This window comes from Pseudarthrobacter sp. TAF60_1, assembly GCF_052113505.1.
In the GTDB taxonomy this organism is placed as follows: Bacteria; Actinomycetota; Actinomycetes; order Actinomycetales; family Micrococcaceae; genus Arthrobacter.
On the sequence record NZ_JBFRDI010000003.1, the window covers coordinates 172,690 to 191,835 of the forward strand.

General features: G+C 67.0%; 14 protein-coding genes. 9 read left to right on the forward strand and 5 right to left on the reverse strand.

The genetic code is table 11. The annotated features are described in order from the left end of the window. The first annotated feature begins 55 nt into the window (after nt 1-55). The 6 genes from AB4Y73_RS04390 (at nt 56) to hemL (ending at nt 6,653) form a co-directional block, all read left to right on the forward strand. Nucleotides 56-1,252 carry a ferrochelatase gene (locus AB4Y73_RS04390; protein ID WP_441869772.1) on the forward strand — a complete coding sequence of 399 codons (1,197 nt, stop codon included), beginning with the start codon at nt 56-58 and terminating at the stop codon, nt 1,250-1,252. Beyond that, the gene (gene hemC / locus AB4Y73_RS04395) at nt 1,249-2,232 is read left to right on the forward strand and encodes a hydroxymethylbilane synthase (RefSeq protein ID WP_441869017.1); all 984 of its coding nucleotides are present in this window, start codon (nt 1,249-1,251) and stop codon (nt 2,230-2,232) included. Before AB4Y73_RS04390 ends, hemC begins: the two co-directional genes overlap by 4 nt. Next, nucleotides 2,219-3,115 carry a uroporphyrinogen-III synthase gene (locus tag AB4Y73_RS04400; protein WP_441869020.1) on the forward strand — a complete coding sequence of 299 codons (897 nt, stop codon included), beginning with the start codon at nt 2,219-2,221 and terminating at the stop codon, nt 3,113-3,115. The genes hemC and AB4Y73_RS04400 overlap by 14 nt, the downstream gene beginning before the upstream one ends. Beyond that, the gene (gene hemB, locus AB4Y73_RS04405; protein ID WP_441869023.1) at nt 3,115-4,095 is read left to right on the forward strand and encodes a porphobilinogen synthase; all 981 of its coding nucleotides are present in this window, start codon (nt 3,115-3,117) and stop codon (nt 4,093-4,095) included. The genes AB4Y73_RS04400 and hemB overlap by 1 nt, the downstream gene beginning before the upstream one ends. Before the next feature lie 59 nt (nt 4,096-4,154). After that, nucleotides 4,155-5,261: an LLM class flavin-dependent oxidoreductase gene (locus AB4Y73_RS04410; RefSeq protein WP_441869026.1), complete on the forward strand. Its 1,107-nt coding sequence runs from the start codon at nt 4,155-4,157 to the stop codon at nt 5,259-5,261. Nucleotides 5,262-5,333: 72 nt separating this feature from the next. Further along, nucleotides 5,334-6,653: a glutamate-1-semialdehyde 2,1-aminomutase gene (gene hemL, locus AB4Y73_RS04415; protein ID WP_441869029.1), complete on the forward strand. Its 1,320-nt coding sequence runs from the start codon at nt 5,334-5,336 to the stop codon at nt 6,651-6,653. Between the two features lie 115 nt (nt 6,654-6,768). Here hemL and AB4Y73_RS04420 read toward each other — a convergent pair whose 3' ends face one another. From AB4Y73_RS04420 to AB4Y73_RS04435, 4 genes are all read right to left on the reverse strand, one after another. Further along, entirely contained in the window at nt 6,769-7,506 is a 738-nt protein-coding gene (locus AB4Y73_RS04420; RefSeq protein ID WP_441869031.1) for an amino acid ABC transporter ATP-binding protein, read from the reverse strand. Continuing rightward, nucleotides 7,503-8,267 (reverse strand): amino acid ABC transporter permease, encoded by a 765-nt coding sequence (locus AB4Y73_RS04425; protein WP_441869034.1) that lies wholly within the window; start codon nt 8,265-8,267, stop codon nt 7,503-7,505. Before AB4Y73_RS04425 ends, AB4Y73_RS04420 begins: the two co-directional genes overlap by 4 nt. A 13-nt stretch (nt 8,268-8,280) precedes the next feature. Then, the gene (locus tag AB4Y73_RS04430; protein WP_441869036.1) at nt 8,281-9,231 is read right to left on the reverse strand and encodes an ABC transporter substrate-binding protein; all 951 of its coding nucleotides are present in this window, start codon (nt 9,229-9,231) and stop codon (nt 8,281-8,283) included. A gap of 308 nt (nt 9,232-9,539) precedes the next feature. Beyond that, the gene (locus AB4Y73_RS04435; protein ID WP_441869039.1) at nt 9,540-10,250 is read right to left on the reverse strand and encodes a 3'-5' exonuclease; all 711 of its coding nucleotides are present in this window, start codon (nt 10,248-10,250) and stop codon (nt 9,540-9,542) included. Nucleotides 10,251-10,313: 63 nt separating this feature from the next. Here AB4Y73_RS04435 and AB4Y73_RS04440 point away from each other — a divergent pair, with 63 nt between their 5' ends. The 3 genes from AB4Y73_RS04440 (at nt 10,314) to AB4Y73_RS04450 (ending at nt 17,703) form a co-directional block, all read left to right on the forward strand. After that, complete coding sequence (locus AB4Y73_RS04440) at nt 10,314-10,730, forward strand: MGMT family protein (protein ID WP_441869042.1); 417 nt, start codon at nt 10,314-10,316, stop codon at nt 10,728-10,730. Nucleotides 10,731-10,825: 95 nt separating this feature from the next. Further along, complete coding sequence (locus AB4Y73_RS04445; RefSeq protein ID WP_441869775.1) at nt 10,826-14,173, forward strand: ATP-dependent helicase; 3,348 nt, start codon at nt 10,826-10,828, stop codon at nt 14,171-14,173. Then, nucleotides 14,170-17,703 (forward strand): ATP-dependent helicase, encoded by a 3,534-nt coding sequence (locus tag AB4Y73_RS04450; protein WP_441869045.1) that lies wholly within the window; start codon nt 14,170-14,172, stop codon nt 17,701-17,703. Before AB4Y73_RS04445 ends, AB4Y73_RS04450 begins: the two co-directional genes overlap by 4 nt. Here AB4Y73_RS04450 and AB4Y73_RS04455 read toward each other — a convergent pair. Continuing rightward, complete coding sequence (locus tag AB4Y73_RS04455) at nt 17,690-19,006, reverse strand: macrolide 2'-phosphotransferase (protein ID WP_441869048.1); 1,317 nt, start codon at nt 19,004-19,006, stop codon at nt 17,690-17,692. The genes AB4Y73_RS04450 and AB4Y73_RS04455 overlap by 14 nt on opposite strands. Nucleotides 19,007-19,146: the final 140 nt, after the last annotated feature.

Genomic DNA, 19,146 nt, shown 5'->3' on the forward strand with positions numbered 1-19,146 from the left:
GCCCCAGGCGGGCGCCTCGGTAACCGCCATCAACCCGGTCACCGAAGCCGGCCGGATGGCACCCAAGGAATATGACGCGGTCCTCCTCGCCTCCTTCGGCGGACCCGAAGGCCAGGACGACGTCCTTCCTTTCCTGCGCAACGTCACCCGCGGCCGCGGCATCCCGGACGAGCGGCTTGAAGAGGTATCCCACCACTACCGGGCCAACGGCGGCATCAGCCCCATCAACCAGCAGAACCGCGAACTCAAGGCCGCCCTCGAAGCGGAGCTCACGGCGCGCGGAATCAGCCTTCCGGTGCTGTGGGGCAACCGCAACTGGGACCCCTACCTTCCTCAGACCCTGCAGGACGCGTACGACTCCGGCCACCGCAAATTGCTCATGGTCACCACCAGTGCGTACTCCTGTTACTCCAGCTGCCGCCAGTACCGCGAGGACATCGGCGTGGCCCTGACGGAGACCGGGTTGGATGGCCGGCTGGAGGTGGACAAGGTACGCCAGTACTTCGACCACCCCGGCTTCGTGGAACCGTTCATTGAAGGAACAACAGCGGGGCTTGCGGATGTTCGTGCCCAGCTCGCCGCTGCCGGTACACCGGACGCGCCCATCCACATCCTGTTCGCGACGCACTCCATCCCTACCCGCGATGCTGAAGCTGCCGGACGGTCCGAGGCTGAGCCGCGCGAGTTTGAGGAAGGCTCGGCCTACGTGGCCCAGCACCTGGCAACGGCCGCAGCGGTCATCGACAGGGTCAAAGCCGAGTCCGGCCTGACTGCGCCGTGGTCCTTGGTCTACCAGTCCCGCTCCGGCGCCCCGCACGTGCCGTGGCTGGAGCCGGACATCAACGATGCGATCGAGGAGTTGGCGGGCCAGGGCATCAAGGGCATCGTCATCGTCCCGCTGGGCTTCGTCAGCGATCACATGGAAGTTGTGTGGGACCTGGACACCGAAGCCATGGAGACCTGCCGCAACCTGGGACTCGCTGCCACGCGCGTTCCGACGCCGGGCACCCACCGGAAGTTCGTGAACGGCCTCGTGGAACTCATTTCGGAACGGACCCGTGCCAACAACGTCAGCGAGCGGCCTGCCATGACGGCCCTGGGCCCTTGGTACGACGTCTGCCGGCCCGGCTGCTGCGCCAATTTCCGCGGCGAAAAGCCGACCATCGCCGGAGCGGACACCACCGTTGGCACCGGGCATGACGAGTACCCGGCAGGCGGAACAGGCGCTGCCCGGGGAGAAGGCGCACTGTGACCGTACGGATCGGAACACGGGCCAGCAAACTCGCTCTGACCCAGACCCAGCAGACGGCTGACCAGCTGTCCGCCGTCGGAGGCTTCCCGGTGGAACTTGTCCACATCACCACCGAAGGCGACGTCAAAACCGGATCACTCTCCCAGATGGGCGGCACCGGCGTGTTTGTCGCCGCCCTGCGTGATGCGCTGCTGCAGGAAACCTGCGATGTTGCCGTGCACTCGCTCAAGGACCTTCCCACGGGCGCGGCACTTGGCCTGACTATCGCGGCGACGCCCAAGCGCGTGGATGTCCGGGACGTGCTGTGTGCGCGCGACGGACTGAAGCTCGCCGACCTGCCACAGGGGGCCAAGGTGGGCACGGGCTCACCGCGCCGTGCCGCCCAGCTTCGTGCCGCCCGCCCGGACCTTGACGTGCAGGACATCCGAGGCAACGTGGATACGCGCCTGGGCCGCGTGCCCGGCCTGCCCGGCAACGCTGACACCGCACCGGGTGACCTCGACGCCGTCGTGCTGGCGGCCGCAGGCCTGGAGCGCATCGGCCGCCTGGACACCGTCAGCGAATTCTTCGAGGCGGACGTTATGCTGCCTGCGCCCGGGCAGGGTTCGCTGGCCATTGAATGCAGGACAGCTGACGCCCCGCGCAAGGCCGGTTCCACCGAAGGGTCCCAGGGTGTCCTCGCCCAGGCACTGGCCGCACTCAATGATGAGGACACCCGCCTCGCCGTGACCGCCGAACGGGCCGTGCTGGCCCGCCTCGAAGCTGGCTGCGCCGCCCCTGTGGGTGCCTTCGCTTCCCGTAAGGGCAGCATGCTGTACCTCGAAGCGGCGGTGTGCGCCGTGGACGGCACGAAAATTGTGCGTGAAAAGAAGGCGACAGACGGGCTGACCGAAGTTGGCGCAACCCTGCTCGGCATCGAAGTGGCCGAGCTCCTGCTTGCGGCCGGCGCCGCGGAGATCGCGGACCTTGCCGCGTCCTGATGACCTGGCCTGCGGCCTTGCTGATGACCAGGCTGGCGCCGTGCGTGGCAAGCGCGTCCTGATCACCCGGAGCGCCGACCGCGCGCGGCCGTTGGCGTCGCTGCTCAGCAGCCTGGGCGCCCAACCCCTGGTCCTGCCGCTCATCGATTTCGAACGGGCCATTGACCAGCCGGCCCTCGACGCCGCCCTGGATGGCCTTGCTGCCGGTGACTTTGACTGGCTGGTGGTCAGCAGCATCACCACAGTGCGGGTTCTCGTAGAAAAAGCGGCCCAGCGTGGCACCACACCGGCCGCCCTCGTCCCGTCCGGAACGCGCGTAGCCACGATCGGGCCGTCCTCCCGGCAGGTCCTGCAAGCCCTGGGCATTCCCGTGGCGCTTGCCCCGGAGGACAACCAGTCTGCCGACGGGCTGGTCGGCCTGTGGACCGCAGCCCCGGAACGCGTGCTGCTGCCGCAGGCAGACATCGCTGCGCCCGGGTTGCGCGAAGGCCTTGCCGCGAAGGGGGCCGACGTGACCTCCCTCGTGGCCTACCACACCGTGGATTTCCCGGCCCGGGCGGAACTCCGCGTGGCGGCGGAGCTTCCAACCGCCGTCGGCGGTTCCGCCCACGCGGCACCGCGGGAGCTCAGCCCGCAGGAGGCGCGCGGGGAGCTCGACGCCGGAACTATCGACGCCGTCGTCGCTGCCTCGCCCAGCGCCGCGCGGCGGATCGCCCGCACTCTGCTGCCGCTGGGCCGGTGCCGGTTGATTGCCATTGGGCGTCCGACGGCGGCAGAAGCTGCCGCGCTGGGGATCCCGGTGGCTGCCACCGCCAAAGTGCCTACCCCGGACGGCATTGTGGCCGCCCTGGAGACCGTTTTCGCCAACGAAGGGACCATCTGATGAGCTTTCCGAACCACCGCCCGCGCCGCCTCCGCACCACGCCGGCCATGCGCCGTCTCACCGCCGAGTACCGCCTGGCCCCGGCGGACCTGATACTGCCCGCGTTCATCCGCGAAGGCATCAGCGAGCCGGCACCCATCACGTCCATGCCGGGCGTGGTGCAGCACACCACCGAGTCCCTCAAACGCGCCGCGGCCGAGGCCGTGGAGCTGGGTGTGGGCGGCATCATGCTGTTTGGCGTCCCCGAGGTGCGCGATGCGCGCGGCACCGCTTCCCTGGACCCGGACGGCGTCCTCAACCAGGCCATCCGCGACGTCCGTGCCGAGGTGGGCGATGACCTGGTGGTCATGGGTGATCTGTGCCTGGATGAATTCACCGACCACGGGCACTGCGGCGTCCTGGATGCAGAGGGTTACGTGGACAACGACGCCACCCTGGAAATCTACGGCCAGATGGCGGTGGCCCAGGCTGACGCCGGGGCACACGTCCTCGGCCCCTCCGGCATGATGGACGGCCAGATCGCCGTCATCCGCCAGGCCCTCGAGGAATCCGGCCACAAGAACACGGCCATCATGGCCTACGCAGCCAAGTACGCGTCCGCTTTCTACGGCCCCTTCCGTGAAGCCGTGGACTCCCAGCTCAAAGGGGACCGCCGCACCTACCAGATGGATGCCGCCAACCGCCGCGAAGCGATCCTTGAGGTGGAGCTGGACCTTGAAGAAGGCGCCGACATGGTCATGGTGAAACCGGCCATGAGCTACTTGGACATCCTCGCGGATGTGGCCGCGATGAGCCCCGTCCCCGTCTCGGCCTACCAAATCTCAGGTGAGTACGCGATGATCGAGGCTGCCGCCGCGAACGGCTGGATCGACCGGCGCGGTGCCATCACGGAATCCGTCCTTGGCATCAAGCGGGCGGGCGCCAATACGGTGCTGACCTACTGGGCCTCCGAGCTCGCCGGCTGGCTTAAGGAATCCTGACAAGCCGGGATTGCTGATGCCGAGGGAATGTTTCCCGACGCCCGGTCGTTTGTATGCGTATGCATGAAAACAGCGAGCTTTCCGGAACCTCTCCTTCAACCGCGGTCAACCCCACCGCCCCCGTCCCCTCGGACACCATCCTGCTTGGCGTCAGTACATTCGGCGACGTTGACCTGGCGGCCGACGGGGCACCCAAACACCATGCCCAGGTGCTGCGCCAGGTGGTGGAGCAGGCCAAGGTGGCTGACGCCGTCGGCCTCCACTCCTTTGGCGTGGGGGAGCACCACCGCAAGGACTTCGCCGTCAGCGCTCCGGAGGTGGTCCTGGCGGCCATTGCCACCGCCACGGAAAACATCCGGCTCGGCAGTGCCGTAACGGTGCTGAGCTCGGACGACCCCATCCGGGTCTTCCAGCGCTTCGCCACCCTCGACGCCCTCTCCAACGGCCGGGCCGAAGTCATCCTGGGCCGGGGCTCGTTCACGGAGTCCTTCCCGCTGTTCGGCCACGATCTTGCCGACTACGAGGTCCTGTTCGAGGAAAAGCTGGACCTCTACGACCGGGTGCGCTCCCAGAAGCCGGTGAACTGGGATGGCCGGACCCGGGCGTCGCTTCGGGGTCAGATGGTCTATCCGCATGTGGAAGGCCGCCTGCTTCCCACCTGGATCGGAGTGGGCGGCTCGCCCCAGTCCGTCGTCCGCACCGCCACCTACGGCTACCCGATGGTCCTGGCCATCATTGGCGGCGAACCGGAGCGGTTCCGGCCCTATGTTGACCTGTACAAGCGGACCCTGGCCGAGAAGGGCCACGATCCGCAGGCTTTGTCCGTTCACTCTCCCGGCTACGTGGCCGACACCGACGAACAGGCACTCGAGGAGTACTACTCGCACTGGCTGGTGGGCAGGAACAAGATCGGCGCCGAACGCGGTTGGGGTCCGGCCGGCCGTGGTGAATTTGAGGCCGCTGCGGACGAGGACGGCGCCCTCTTTATCGGCTCCCCGAAAACCGTCGCCGAGAAGATTGTCCGGCTCAAGCAGACTCTGGGCGCTGACCGCTTCGAAATGAAGTTCAGCGGCTCCACGCTGCCCCACGGGAACATGCTGCGTTCCATCGAGTTGTTTGGCACTGAGGTGGCGCCCCTCGTGGCGGACATGCTCGCCGGTAGCTGACGCCCGTTTCCGTGGCCGGAGCCCGCGCATGGCGTGGGCTCCGGCCACCGTGGGGGATGGGAGAATAGGGGCATGACCCGTTCTGATGACCTGTTCGCCCGTGCCCAGACCCTGATGCCCGGTGGCGTCAACTCGCCCGTCCGCGCCTTTGGCTCAGTGGGCGGGACGCCCAGATTCATGGTTTCCGCCAAGGGGCCGTACCTCACGGACGCGGACGGCACCGAGTACGTGGACCTGGTCTGCTCCTGGGGCCCGGCCCTCCTCGGCCATGCCCACCCCGCCGTGCTGGAGGCGGTGCACGCTGCCGTGGACAGGGGGCTCTCGTTTGGCGCGTCCACCCCCGACGAGGCCAACCTGGCCGCCATCGTGCAGGAGCGTGTGCCGGCTGCCGAGCGCGTCCGCATGGTGTCCACGGGGACCGAGGCCACCATGACGGCCGTCCGCCTGGCCCGCGGTTTCACGGGCCGCAACCTCATCATCAAGTTCGCCGGCTGCTACCACGGCCACCTCGACGGACTGCTAGCAGCTGCCGGATCCGGTGTGGCCACCCTGGCGCTCCCGGGCTCGGCGGGCGTCACCGAAGCCACCGCCGCCGAAACATTGGTGTTGCCCTACAACGACCTCGCCGCCGTCGCGGCCGCGTTCGCCGCGCACGGGCCCAACATCGCCGCCGTGATTACGGAAGCCGCGCCCGCCAACATGGGCGTGGTCACCCCGCGGGAGGGCTTCAACCTGGGGCTGTCCCGCATCACCCGCGAACACGGCGCCCTACTGATCGTGGACGAGGTCCTGACCGGCTTCCGCACCGGCTACTCGGGTTACTGGGGCTTGACCGGCGGTGCGCCGGATGCGGCTGACCCGTGGACCCCGGACCTGCTCACCTTCGGCAAGGTCATCGGCGGTGGCATGCCGGCGGCGGCCCTCGCCGGGCGCGCGGAGGTGATGGACTACCTGGCGCCACTGGGCCCGGTCTACCAGGCCGGGACACTCTCCGGTAACCCCGTGGCCATGGCCGCCGGGGTGGCCACCCTGACCCATGCCACGCGGGATGTGTACTCGTTTGTGGACGTCCGCTCGCTGGAGCTGTCCTCGGCGGTGTCCTCGGCTCTGGACGACGCCGGCGTGGACCACTCCATCCAGTTCGCCGGGAACCTCTTCTCGGTGGCGTTCGGCACGTCGGCCAACGGTGTCCACAACTACGCGGATGCCCAGGCGCAGGAAACCTTCCGCTATGCGCCGTTCTTCCACTCCATGCTGGACTCCGGCGTCTACCTGCCGCCGTCTGTCTTCGAAGCTTGGTTCCTCTCGGCGGCCCACGACGACGCCGCCATGAACCGGATCTTCGATGCCCTGCCCGCCGCCGCGAAGGCTGCCGCGGCCGCTAAAGCCTAGCGCCGCCGTCGGACGCTGTTTCTGCGGTTAAGCCGGAAATCCCCGGCTCCCGGACAAAACCCCGCCGCATGCGAGGGGGAAATGTCCGGGAGCCGGGGATTTTCTGTTGGTGCGTCTAGAGCACGTCCGAGAGGAAACCCTTCAGGCGGTCTGTCGCGGGCGCCGTGAAGATCTGCTCGGGCGGACCCGATTCGACCACCACGCCTGCATCCATGAACGTCACGGTGTCTGAGACGTTGCGGGAGAAGCCCATCTCGTGGGTCACCACCACCATGGTCATGCCGCCCTTCGCGAGGTCGGTCATGAGGGCCAGGACGCCCTTGACCAGCTCAGGGTCCAGCGCGGAAGTGGCCTCGTCAAAGAACATCACTTCAGGCTTCATGGCCAGTGCACGGGCGATTGCGACGCGCTGCATCTGGCCACCTGAAAGGTTCGCCGGACGGACATCCGCCTTGTGCTTCAGGCCCACGAGGTCCAGTTGGCCGAGCGCTTCTTCCCGCGCCTGGTCCTTGGACATCCCGCGCAGCTTCCGCAGCGCCAGGGAGACGTTCTCCACCACGGTTTTGTGCGGAAACAGATTGAACTGCTGGAAGACCATGCCGATCCTCCGCCGTAGTTCATCCGGGTTGTCTTTGAGCACCGACCGGCCGTCCAACAAAATATCACCCTCGTCGGGCTCAATGAGCCGATTCATGACGCGAAGAAGCGTGGATTTGCCCGAGCCGGAAGGCCCGATCACGGAAGCCGTGGTGCCCTTCTCGACGTGCAGATCGATGCCGCGCAGGACGCGGTTTGACCCGAAAGCCAGGTGGATGTTCTGGGCTGTCAGCGTTCCGGAAACGAACTCGCTCATGCCTGGGCTCCCTTTCCTACGACGGCGGCTGCCTCGTCAGGTTCTTTCTTCTCCGGCCGTCCGGAGCGCAGCCGGCGGTCAATCCAGTTCACAAAATGCGTCAACGGAACGGTGAGCGCCAGATAGAACACCGCAGCCGCAACGTAGGGGGAAAGATTTCCGCTGTTGGACGCCGCATCCTTGCCGATCTGGAAGATTTCGCGTTCCGAAGCCAGGAGTCCGAGCATGAAGACAAGGGACGATTCCTTGATCAGGGCAATGAACTGGTTGACCAGCGCCGGCAGGACCCGCCGGACCCCCTGGGGCACGACGACCAGGCGCATGGCCGGCCCGTAGCCGAAGCCCAGGGCGCGCGTGGCCTCGAGCTGCCCCTTATCGACACTCTGGATCCCGGAGCGGAAGATCTCACCGATGTAAGCGGCCGACATCAGGGACAGCGCCACGATGGCCATCGGATAAGGGCTGCTGGAACCAGTCATCTGCCGGAAAATCGGTCCGAAGCCCAGCCCGATCACCAGGATGGTCAGGATGGGCGGCAGCCCGCGCAGGACATCGGTGTAGATGCGCGCAATCCAGCGGGCGGCGGCGTTCCGGGAGATCCCCATCAGGGCGAGCAGCATGCCAAGAACCGTGCCGATGACCCCCGACGTGACGGCCAAAACTAGGGTGTTCGGCAGCCCGACGGCAAACATCTTGGGCAGGACTTCGCCTATCGCCTTCCAATCCAGGAAGGTATCAGAGAGCAGTTTGAAGATATCCACGGAACGCGCCGGCCTACTTCGCCGGAACCTGGACGGCCTTGCTGCCCGGCTTCCAGCCCTGCGGGGTCTGCTCGGCAGCCGTCGGGCGGTCCGTGTACCACTGGGCCGTGAGCTTGGTCCATGTGCCATCGGCGATCACGGCGTCGAGGCCGGAATTGAGGGCATCGATCAGCGGCTGGTTGTCCTTGTTCACTGCCCAGGCGGTGAAGTTCTGGGTGTTGACGACCTTTTCGGCGATCTTGGTGTTGTCGCCCTCCTTGACCTGGCCGGTGGCCTGCTGGGACGGAGCCACCCAGGCGTCCACCTGGCCGCTCTTCACGTTGGCGTAAACCGTGTTGTAATCCGGGAAACGGACCGGCTCGAGCTTGAGGGTGTTGGTCACATAGTCGTCCTGGACGGTGCCCTGGACAACGCCGATGCGGACGCCTTCCTTGAGGTCGGCAAAGCCCTTGACCTTGGCGTCGCTCTTGGTTACGACGGCCATGTAGCCGAAGTCGTAACCATTGGTGAAGCCGACAGTCTCGCGGCGCTTGTCCGTGGTGGAGATCGAGGAGGATCCGACGTCGAACTGCTTGTTCTTGACCTGCGAGAGCAGGGCGGAGAAGTCGGTGGACGCGAACTCGACCTTGAGCCCCAGCTTGTCGCCAACGGCCCGCAGGAGCTCGTTGTCGTAGCCCGTGAATTTGCCGGAGGGGTCAATGAAGATATTCGGCGGGGCGTCAGAGAGGGTACCAACACGCAGGGTGCCGTCCGTGATGAGGCCAAGTTTGGTCTTATCGATCTTGTCGACCGGGGTGACGACGGCGGTGGTGTACTTGTCCAGCGTCTGCTGGTCGCTGCCCTTCAGGGCGTCCGTGGGGGTACCGCTGGGCTGGGCCGAGCCGGACCCGCACGCGGCCAGCGAGACAGCCAGTGCCACTGCTACCGGAGCCGTGGTCAGCCACTTCATGGCTTTAGTCTTCATGAGGTAGTCACTTTCATCTGAGTCATTCGTTCAACCGGGCCGAAAAGGCTGCGCGTGTGGCGTCTGGAGCCTTGCTCCCAGAATGCCGGCCGGCCGGGACGGGATTACCGCGGAACATAATCATCTCATTTCCCGGTTTCCATCCATTCAGACGAATTAGGGCCGGGATAAAGTAGGGACGACCGAATTTATGCCGGGTTTGATTTGCTCATGAACTTTAGGTGAACGGACGTATCGCGTGACGCCGAATCGTGGAGCTCCAGCTAGGCAGATGGGCGAGTCTTGGGCGTTTGTGAGTTAGCTCTCAGCTAGAAGTCGCCGCGGCCGCCATCTTCCGGCGGCAGGACAGGCCATTCACCTTCGATAACGGCGGTGGGTTTGGTCTTGCGCAGGTAATTCTGAAAGTCTGCCGCCTGGCTGACGGCCCAGTCCTTCTGCAGTTCATGAAGCTGGCTTGCCGGCATCTTCAGCTTGGGGAATTTGATGGTCATGGCGTCCAGCATCCGGAGCGTCGCCAAGGCGTCCGCTGCCGAGGTGTGCGCATTGTCCAGATTGATGCCATACTCCTCGCACAGCGCGGTCAGGGTCCGCTTGCCCTTGCGGTAGCGGTCCACCTGCTTGTTCATGATGTAAGGGTCCAGGACGGGGAACCGGGTGAGTTGCCGGACACCGTAGCGGGCGGATTCCGCAGCCAGGACCGTGAAGTCATAGCTGGCGTTGAACGCGATGACCGGAATGCCGGCGTCGAACAGTTCCTGCAGGACGGTTGCGAGCTCACCGGTGACTTCGTGGGCCGGCCGCCCTTCACGGCGAGCCTGCTCGGTGGTCACGCCATGGACGTCACTCGCCTCCGTGGGAATCTCAACCCCCGGATCGGCCAGCCACTCGTGCTCCTTGATCACGTCGCCCTTGTGGTCGACCACCGTGACTGAAGCTGTGACAATGCGCGCGGCACGCGAATTCCGGCCGGTGGTTTCGAGGTCGAAGGCTGCGCGGGGGAGGGTGTTCCAGGTGGTCATGCTTCAACGCTACCGGCCGGCACCGACAGGATCCGGCAGCGCCACTGCGGCTAGTCTGGGTTCATGCGGATCGAGTACGTTGAGGCGGTGCTGGCGGTGGTGGAGCTGGTCCCGCCCGGGACCGCACTGGCGTACGGCGATGTGGCCGAGTTGCTGGGATCCGGCGGCCCCCGCCAGATTGGCCGCGTGATGAGCCACTACGGCAGCCCCGTGGCATGGTGGCGGATCCTGAAGTCCAGCGGGCATGGTCCCCACGGGCATGAAGCCGAAGCCCTACGCCATTACCTGCTGGAGGGGACACCCCTGCTGGGCCATCCCGAAGACTATCTTCGCACCGGCGAAGGCCGCTGGCGGGTTGACCTGATGGCGGCACGCTGGTCGCCGGGCGAGGACGATTTCGACCGGATAGATGCCGTTGCCGAGCACCTGGAGCTGCGGCTTCACAGATTGTCAGTGGCTGATGATGGAATGTCTGTGTGACCCTAACAATTCCCGATCTCGAGCCCGGCGACTACTCCGGTGCCGCAGACAGCCCTGCTTCCGCGACAGGACAACCCGGCGGCACGGGCCTCCGGCTGCTCCCGCCGCGGCAGCTCCACGCAGAGGTTCCGGTGCTGTCATTGGACCAGTGGGAAGCTGTGGAGGTGCCGCATGGTTCGGGACCCGTGCTGGTACCCGGCGCACCCGGAACGGGGAAGTCCACCGTCCTGATCGAAGCTGCCGTCCGCCGTGCCCTGCAGGACGGCGTGGATCCGGAACGGATCCTCATCCTGGCACCGGGACGCCTGGCGGCTGACTCGCTCCGGGACCGGTTTACTGCGCGGCTGGACAGGAGCCTGAGCACCACCCCCGCCCGGACCTGGGCCTCCTATGCATTTGACCTCATCCGCCGGGCGAAAGCTGAGGGGATCCTTCCGCTCCCACGGGCACCCCGCCTCCTGTCCGGCCCCGAACAGGACCTGATCATCCGGGAGCTGCTGGAGGGCCACCGTCTGCCCGGCCTGGACCTGCCCTGGCCACCGGATCTGGAAGCGGCCTTGGAGACCCGGGGCTTCCGGCACGAAGTGCGCCTCCTTTTTGACCGCATCATCGAATCCGGCCGGACAGCAACAGACCTTGAAGAGCTGGGGCGCCAGTGCGGCAGGCCGGACTGGATCGCCGCAGCAGCTCTGTACTCGGAATACCGGGACGTCCTGGACCTGCGGATGCCTGAGGCCTTCGACCCCGCAGGCATCATCACCACTGCCCGCCAGATCTTCCAGGACGAGCCCGGCTTCCTGGCGGCCGAGCGCGAACGGCTGCAGCTGGTGCTGGTGGATGACGTGCAGGAGGCAAACCCCGCCGTTTTTGAACTCTTGGCTGATATCGCGGCGGGCAAGGACTGCTACGTCGCGTTCTCCCCGGACACGGTGGTGCAGGGCTTCCGCGGGGCCCGGCCGGATCTCGTCGCCGACCTCCCGGGGCTGCTGGCAGCCGAGTCGGGCGTCCTCGAACGGCCGCTCTGGCACACCCACCGGCACACGCCCGCAATCGCCCAGGCCTGGCTCGGCGTAGCCGCCCGGATCTCACAACGGGCCGGAGGGCAGTTGGCGCGGCGGCTCGAGCAGCCCGAGCACAAGCCAGAGTCTGCGAACCCCGGGACCGCCGTCGTCGACCCCCGCGCAACGCTCACGGGAACAGTGGAAGCGCACCTCGTCCCGTCCCCGGTGCACGAGTTGCGGTACGTCGCCCAGCGCATCCTGGACCAGCATGTCAACCACGGCCGGGACCTCGCCGAGATCGCGGTGATTGTCCGAAACGGCGGCCAGCTCAGCGAGCTGCAGCGCTACCTTTCAGGCCAGGGGATCCCGGTCCGCGTGCCGGTGGCCGAGTCTGCGGTCCGCGACGAAGTGGCAGTGCGCCCGTTGCTGGACGCTTATGCAATTGCCCTGGACCCCTCACTTCTAACCCCCGAAGCGGCCGTCGCGCTGCTGACATCCCGGATCGGCGGCGCAACGTCGATTGAACTGCGGCGGCTCCGGCAATCCCTCCGGCGCGAGGAGTTGCAGGGCGGCGGCGGGCGGACCAGTGACGCCCTGCTCGTGGAGGCACTCCTGGAACCGGGAGCGCTGCTGACCCTGGGCGTGGAGGGCAGGTCCGCGCGCCGGACCGCCCGGATGATCCAGGCCGGGCAGAAAGCCGCATCCCAGCCAGGAGCCAACGCCGAGACAGTTCTCTGGGCACTCTGGCACTCCACCGGGCTGGCCAACGCCTGGACCGAATCCGCCCTGTCCGGCGGCACCCACGGTGCGCGGGCAGACCGCGACCTCGACGCCATGATGGCCCTCTTCCATACCGCAGAGCGCTATGTGGACCAGATGCCCGGCGCGGGCCCTGAGCAGTTCCTCGAATACCTCCTGAACCAGGAACTTCCCATGGACACGCTTGCCGCGCGGGCGCAGGTGGACGACGCCGTCGAGCTGATGACACCTGCCAGTGCCGCAGGCCGCCAGTGGCCCGTGGTCATCGTGGCGGGGCTGCAGGAGGGCGTATGGCCCAACACCCGTCTTCGCGGCGAACTGCTGGGCAGCAGCCTCTTCGCTGACGCAGTGGAGCACGGGGTCAGCTACGCCTTGCAGCTCGACCCCCTGAGCCGGCTGCGGGAAATCCGCTACGACGAACTACGCAGCTTTTCCACTGCGGTTTCGCGGGCCGAGCAGCTCCTGATCTGCACGGCGGTCTCGTCGGAGGATGACCAGCCCTCGTCCTTCCTTGACTACGTGGCGCCCCTCGAACCGGGCAGGGAGGGCAGGGGATTCACGCAAGTGGAACGGCCCATGACGCTCCGGGCACTCGTCGCCGAGTTGCGCCAGTATGCCCAGCTGGAAGGCAAGTTTGAGCCCGAAGCCGCCGAAGCGGCCAGGGTTCTTGCCGCACTGGCAACAGCGGAACCGCCTGTGCCCGGGGCCCACCCGGACAGCTGGTGGGGATTGTTGCCCCTGAGCACATCGGAGCCGGTGGTGCCGCCCGGCGGGACCGTCTACGTTTCGCCCTCGAAGGTGGAGTCCGTGCAGAAGTCCCCGCTCGACTGGTTTGTCCAGGCCGCCGGAGGCGAAGCCGCCACCGATTTCGCCCGCAGCCTGGGAACCCTGGTCCACGCCATCGCGCAGGACATGCCGGACGCTTCGGGGGGCGAGTACGTCCAAGAACTTGTGCGCCGGTGGCCCACGCTGGGCATGAAGGACAACTGGGAGGGCAAACTCGACTTCCAACGGGCCGAAACCATGGTGCGCAAGCTCGCCCAGTACGTCCTGGTGATGCGGAGCGAGGGCAGGAGCCTCCTGGGAGTCGAGCAGGACTTCGAGGTGCGCCTGCCCGACCTGCCGCCGCTGCAGTCGGACAGTCTGGGCGGCCCGGAAGCAGGCGGCCCGGAGGCCGGCGGTTTGGACTTAGCCGGCCTGGACGCAGGGCCCCGTGAAAGCGAGCCGCGGGCCGCCATCCTCCGCGGCCAGGTTGACCGTCTGGAGATCGACCAAGAGGGAAGGCTGGTGGTTGTGGACCTCAAGACCGGAAAGCGGCAGCCCGGCAAGACAGAGTTGTCTCGGCATCCGCAATTGGGGGCCTACCAGGCCGCCGTTCTTGCCGGTGGTTTCGTGGACGCCCCCGGTACGGCCGGTGCCGCAGGTTCGGGAGCGGCCGAGCCCGGGGGTGCTGTGCTGGCACAGTTGGGCACCACCACCAAGAGCCCCGGAATCCAGCAGCAGGAACCGCTGGATCCGCAGGAAAACTGGGCACTGGACATGGTCAACGATGCGGCCGCGCTGATGGCAGGCAGCACCTTCGAAGCGAGGCACGATCCCGCTAAAGGCAGCCATGGCGGCCACGGCTGCCGGCTCCCTGAGGTCTGTCCCCTCTGTGTCCGCGGAAAGCAGGTCACGGAATGAACCGGCACAGGCCTGCCGAGCCCCTCTTCAGCCCCGAACGGCTGTCCGCGCTTCTGGGTGAAAAAAACACCCCCACGCCTGAACAGTCCGCCATTATCTCGTCGCCGCTGGCCCCACGGCTGGTGATCGCCGGTGCAGGATCCGGCAAAACCGCCACCATGGCCGACCGCGTGGTCTGGCTTGTAGCCAACGGCTGGGTGCGGCCCGAGGAGGTCCTGGGCGTCACGTTCACCCGGAAGGCGGCCGGTGAGCTGGCCACCAGGATCCGGGCCAAGCTGGCAGCACTGCAGAGGATTGCGGCCCAGGATTCCGGGCATGCCGTGTTCCCGGAAGGCCTGCTCAGCAGCGACGCTCTTGAACCCAAGGTCTCCACTTACCATTCGTTCGCGAGCGGGATCGTGTCCGACTACGGGCTGCGGCTCGGGGTGGAGAGGGATGTCGTCCTGCTCGGCGGTGCCCAGGACTGGCAGCTGGCCAGCGAAGTGGTGGAAGCGTTCGACGGCGACTACCGCCACTTCAAGGCGGCCAAGTCCACCTTGGTCAAGGCAGTCATCCAACTGGCAGGGGAGTGCGCTGAGCACCTGCAGGAACCGGCCGACGTCGAAGCCTGGCTGATGGCCCGCCTGGGCGAATTCGAAGCGCTCCCTTACCTCGCCGGGGCCGCGAAGAACGCTCCGCAGGCCGCCGCTGACCTCACCGCCATGTTGCGCACCCGCGCAAGCGTCGCCGACATGGTGGGCCGCTACACCGCGGCCAAGCGGGCACGGGGGGCATTGGACTTCGGCGACCTCGTGGCGCTCGCTGCCCGCGTGTCCAGGGAGGTTCCGCTGGCTGCTGAGCTGGAACGCCAGCGCTACAAAGTGGTGCTCCTCGATGAGTTCCAGGACACCTCCTACGCCCAGCTGGTGCTGTTCTCCCGGCTTTTCGGGGAGGGGCACGCCGTCACAGCCGTCGGGGATCCCAACCAGTCCATTTACGGTTTCCGGGGCGCCTCCGCCGGGCAGCTTTTCCATTTTGTCCGCGAGTTCCCCGTCCGTTTGGACCGCGACGGGGAAAGCGACGGCGACGACGGCCACCCCGCGTACCAGCCTGCCCCAACGTCCTATCTCACCACCGCGTGGCGCAACGGCCGGGCCATTCTTGCAGCAGCGAACATCATGTCCGAGGCCCTGGGCCGGGCTGGGGGGCACAAGGCTCCGGCCGGCACCACCCCGGAGGCAGTGGCGGTCCCTCCGCTGCAGCCGAGCCCGTTTGCGGTTGAAGGGCAGGTGGTACTGGGCCGCTTCGGCACTGACGTCGAGGAAGCCTCGGCTCTGGCCGGCGACGTCCAGAAGTACCGGGTCACGGACTTCGAGCGCGAAGCCGATGGCAGTCCGGTTCCCCCAGCTCTGGCCGTTCTCTGCCGGCGCCGGGCCCAAATGGAGACCATCCGCCGGGAGTTCGAGTCGCGGGGGATCCCCTACGAGATCGTCGGACTCGGCGGATTGCTTGACACCCCCGAAATTGTCGACCTCGTGGCAACCCTGCGGGTACTGGCGGATCCGGGACGCTCTGACTCTTTGATGCGCCTCCTCGCCGGGGCACGGTGGCGGCTCGGCCCGGCGGACCTCATGGCATTTCGTGACTGGTCCAGCCAGCTCGCACGACGCCGCGGGCACCGGGCGGAGGCGTCACCTCTTGACGCCGACGCCGGGGAAGCATCGGACGAGGCCGTCATTGAAAGCGACCTGACGGACGGCGCCAGCCTCGTTGAGGCGCTGGACTGGCTGCCCCGCGAAGGCTGGGTCTCCGCCCATGGCCGGGCGCTGACCGCGGAGGCACGCGAGCGGCTCGGCAGGCTCTCGGCTGAGCTCAGGCAGCTGCGCGGATACCTAGGCGACGACCTCACAACGTTGCTCGGCGAGGTGGAACGCGCCATGCTGCTCGATATCGAAGTAGCGGCTCGCCCGGGTATCAGCATCCATCAGGCGCGCCGAAACCTGGATGCGTTCCAGGACGCGGCCGCGGGATTCCTGCGGACTTCCCACCGGGTGGACATCCTTGCGTTCCTTGCCTGGCTGGAAGCCGCCTCGGCTGAAGAGAACGGGCTGGAAGCACCGCCGCCGGATATTAACCGCGAGGCGGTGCAGCTGTTGACCGTCCACGCATCAAAGGGCCTGGAATGGGACGTTGTTTTTGTCCCGGGCCTGAATGCGGGCGCCTTTCCGAGCAATAAGGACTCCCGCTGGAGCAGTGGGGCGGCCGCATTGCCCTGGCCGTTGCGGGGTGACCGGTCGGATCTGCCGCAATGGGACACCGACCAGCCCGACCAAAAAGGCTGGCTGGACGCCGAGAAGGACTTCAAGTCGGCAGTCCAGGTTCACGGTGAGGGCGAAGAGCGCCGGCTGGCGTACGTGGCCTACACCAGGGCGAAGCACGTCCTTTGGGTGTCCAGTGCAGCCTGGGTCGGATCCCGGGCCGGCCGCGCTGAGATGTCACCTTTCCTGGCTGAGCTGGAGCAACTCGCCACCGGGGCAGGGGAGAAGCCGCCAACTGTCGGCGCGGTGGTGCACCCGTCATCGGTGGCGGAAGCGTCCCTGCCGGAGAAGAGCCCGCTAACCACCGACACTGAGCTGGCCACCTGGCCGTATGACCCTCTCGAGGGTCCGGTGGACCCCCGTACAGGCGAACGACGGCGCGTGGTTGCCGGCAGGCGGCTGGCCATGGACAGTGCCGCGGCACGTGTCCGGGCTGCACTTGATGCGTCCAGCGCACTGAATGCAACCGGTGCGCAAGGCGCGCTTTATGGCAAGGGTGTGGCTCTTGACGATCCCGGGCCTGCCGGAGAGCAGGGCGGGAGGCTCCGGGGCAATGCTGCCGAGTGGGCCCGCGAAGCTGCGTTGCTGCTGGAACGCCGGTCCAGGCGGGCGGGCGGACAGGACGTGCACCTACCTGGCCACATCTCCGCGTCCACGTTGGTGGACCTCGGCGAGGACCCAGAAGGGGTCGTCGGCCGGCTCCGGCGTCCGGTTCCGCGCGAGCCGGGCATGTCGGCGCGGAAAGGCACCGCGTTCCACGCCTGGGTGGAGGAGTACTTCGGCGCTGCCGGAATGCTGGATCTTGGCGAGGCACCCGGTTCCGATGATCACGTTGACGCCGCTTATGACTTGGACGCCATGGTGGCCACGTTCAAGGCCTCGGAGTGGAGTGACCGGTCGCCCGCGTTTGTTGAAGTCCCGGTCGAAACCCGCGTAGGGGAAGTGGTGGTCCGCGGACGCATTGACGCCGTTTTCCTGGATGCCGACGGCCGCTGGGACCTGGTGGACTGGAAGACCGGCCGCCGGCCCTCCGCATCTCAGCTCCGGGCAAAGTCCGTCCAGCTCGCAGCCTACCGGCTCGCCTGGGCACGGCTGAAAGGGGTCCCCGTGGATGAAGTCCGGGCCGCGTTCTTCTATGTGGCCGACAATCAGGTGGTACGTCCGCACGATCTGGGTTCCGCTGAGGAACTCGAGCAGATTGTGGCGGCCGCCCTGGGAGCTAGTGCTTCCTGACGTCAACGATGCTGATTGCAGCAGTGGAGGTGTCTTCGGGGGCCCGGGCCCCCGTTGTATCGTCCGCTCTGGCCTCGCCGGCCGGTGCCCCGACGTCTGCGGCGTTGTGGTCAGCTGCCTCATCCGCGGATGCGTCGCCTGCCGGTGCTTCGCCCACGGGAACCGGGATGACCGATACCGCCGGAACGGGGACGACGGTAACTGCGGGGACCGGAACGGCACTGACGGAGGGGACCGGGGCGACGGTAACGGCGGGGGCGGTCAACCCCTGCACCGCAGGGGACTTGACGCCGTCGGCTGGTACATCGGACTCAGCGGGGACGGCTCCGGCAGGGACGGCTCCAGCAGGGGCCTGGCCGGGCAACGGCTCGACGCTGATCGCCTGTCCGCCGTGCTCTTCCACGTCAACCGCCAGGGTTTCCAGCATGCCTTCAGCCTCATGGACCATGCCTGAGTCACCAGCCGCGATGCCTTTGACAAGGTATTGCGCCAGAGCGAACTCAGCAGAGAGGGCGGCCCGCCGCAGCAGGTGCTGGTCCGGGGCGTCCCGGCGGCTGCCCGTGTAGCTGGCCAGCACTGCTTCGATGAAGTCCTGCTCGTTCGACGCAACCAGCCAGGCGAAGTCATCGGCGGGATCGCCGATCCGCAGGTCGGTCCACCCCGTCACTGCCGTGACGCGGCTGCCCTCCACCAGCAGGTTGTCCTCGTGCAGGTCGCCGTGGACAACGCTGGGGTTGAACCGCCAGAGCGAGACGTCTTCCAAAGCGTGTTCCCAGCGGCGCAGGAGCGAAGCGGGGATCTTGCCGGTGGTGGCGGCCTGATCGAGCTCGTTGAGCCGCCGCTGACGGAACTCGTTGGGGGTGTAGCTGGGAAGGTCGGCGTTGCTGACCAGGGAGTGCGGAAGATCGTGAATTGCTGCCAGTGCTGTTCCGATTTCCCGGGCGAGTGCTTCGGGGCCTGCCGTCAGTTCCTCCACGCTGCGGGTACTGCCGCCGAGGTGCGAGTAAACAAAAGTGCTCAGGCTGCCGAGGCGGACGCTGCCGGCAACAGTAGGCATCAGGAAGGGGAGTTCCGCCCGGATAGCCGGGGCGAAAGCCCGCAGGACCAGGAATTCGGTTTCGAGCCTGGCGCTGGCCTCGGCGTGCCGCGGCGACCTGACCCGCCAGCGTTTGCCTTCGGAGTCAAGGAGCAGGGCGGAGTCGAAATCGGCGGGATCGTCCGCGGCGGAGCTGACGGCGGTGGGGGTCAGCCCGGGGACTGCCGCGGTTGCAACGGCTGCCAGTTCGATCGGTTTACTTCTCACCGTTCCACGGTAGATTGGCTGGCGTCCAACTCAACGATGTGCGGCGGCGAGTCTCCAGATACGGCGCAAATATCGGCAGTTTTGCCAAGCTTGAGGTCCTGGCCACATGTGCCTCCGATTCATCCCGCCAAATGTAAATT

Excerpts from the sequence above, each read along its gene's own strand:
- AB4Y73_RS04390 (WP_441869772.1), top strand. The coding sequence starts at position 56 with ATGGCACCCAAGGAATATGACGCGGTCCTCCTCGCCTCCTTCGGCGGA.
- AB4Y73_RS04410 (WP_441869026.1), top strand. The coding sequence starts at position 4,155 with ATGCATGAAAACAGCGAGCTTTCCGGAACCTCTCCTTCAACCGCGGTC.
- hemL (WP_441869029.1), top strand. The coding sequence starts at position 5,334 with ATGACCCGTTCTGATGACCTGTTCGCCCGTGCCCAGACCCTGATGCCC.
- AB4Y73_RS04450 (WP_441869045.1), top strand. The coding sequence starts at position 14,170 with ATGAACCGGCACAGGCCTGCCGAGCCCCTCTTCAGCCCCGAACGGCTG.
- AB4Y73_RS04430 (WP_441869036.1), bottom strand. The coding sequence starts at position 9,231 with ATGAAGACTAAAGCCATGAAGTGGCTGACCACGGCTCCGGTAGCAGTG.
- AB4Y73_RS04420 (WP_441869031.1), bottom strand. The coding sequence starts at position 7,506 with ATGAGCGAGTTCGTTTCCGGAACGCTGACAGCCCAGAACATCCACCTG.
- hemB (WP_441869023.1), top strand. The coding sequence starts at position 3,115 with ATGAGCTTTCCGAACCACCGCCCGCGCCGCCTCCGCACCACGCCGGCC.
- AB4Y73_RS04440 (WP_441869042.1), top strand. The coding sequence starts at position 10,314 with ATGCGGATCGAGTACGTTGAGGCGGTGCTGGCGGTGGTGGAGCTGGTC.
- AB4Y73_RS04435 (WP_441869039.1), bottom strand. The coding sequence starts at position 10,250 with ATGACCACCTGGAACACCCTCCCCCGCGCAGCCTTCGACCTCGAAACC.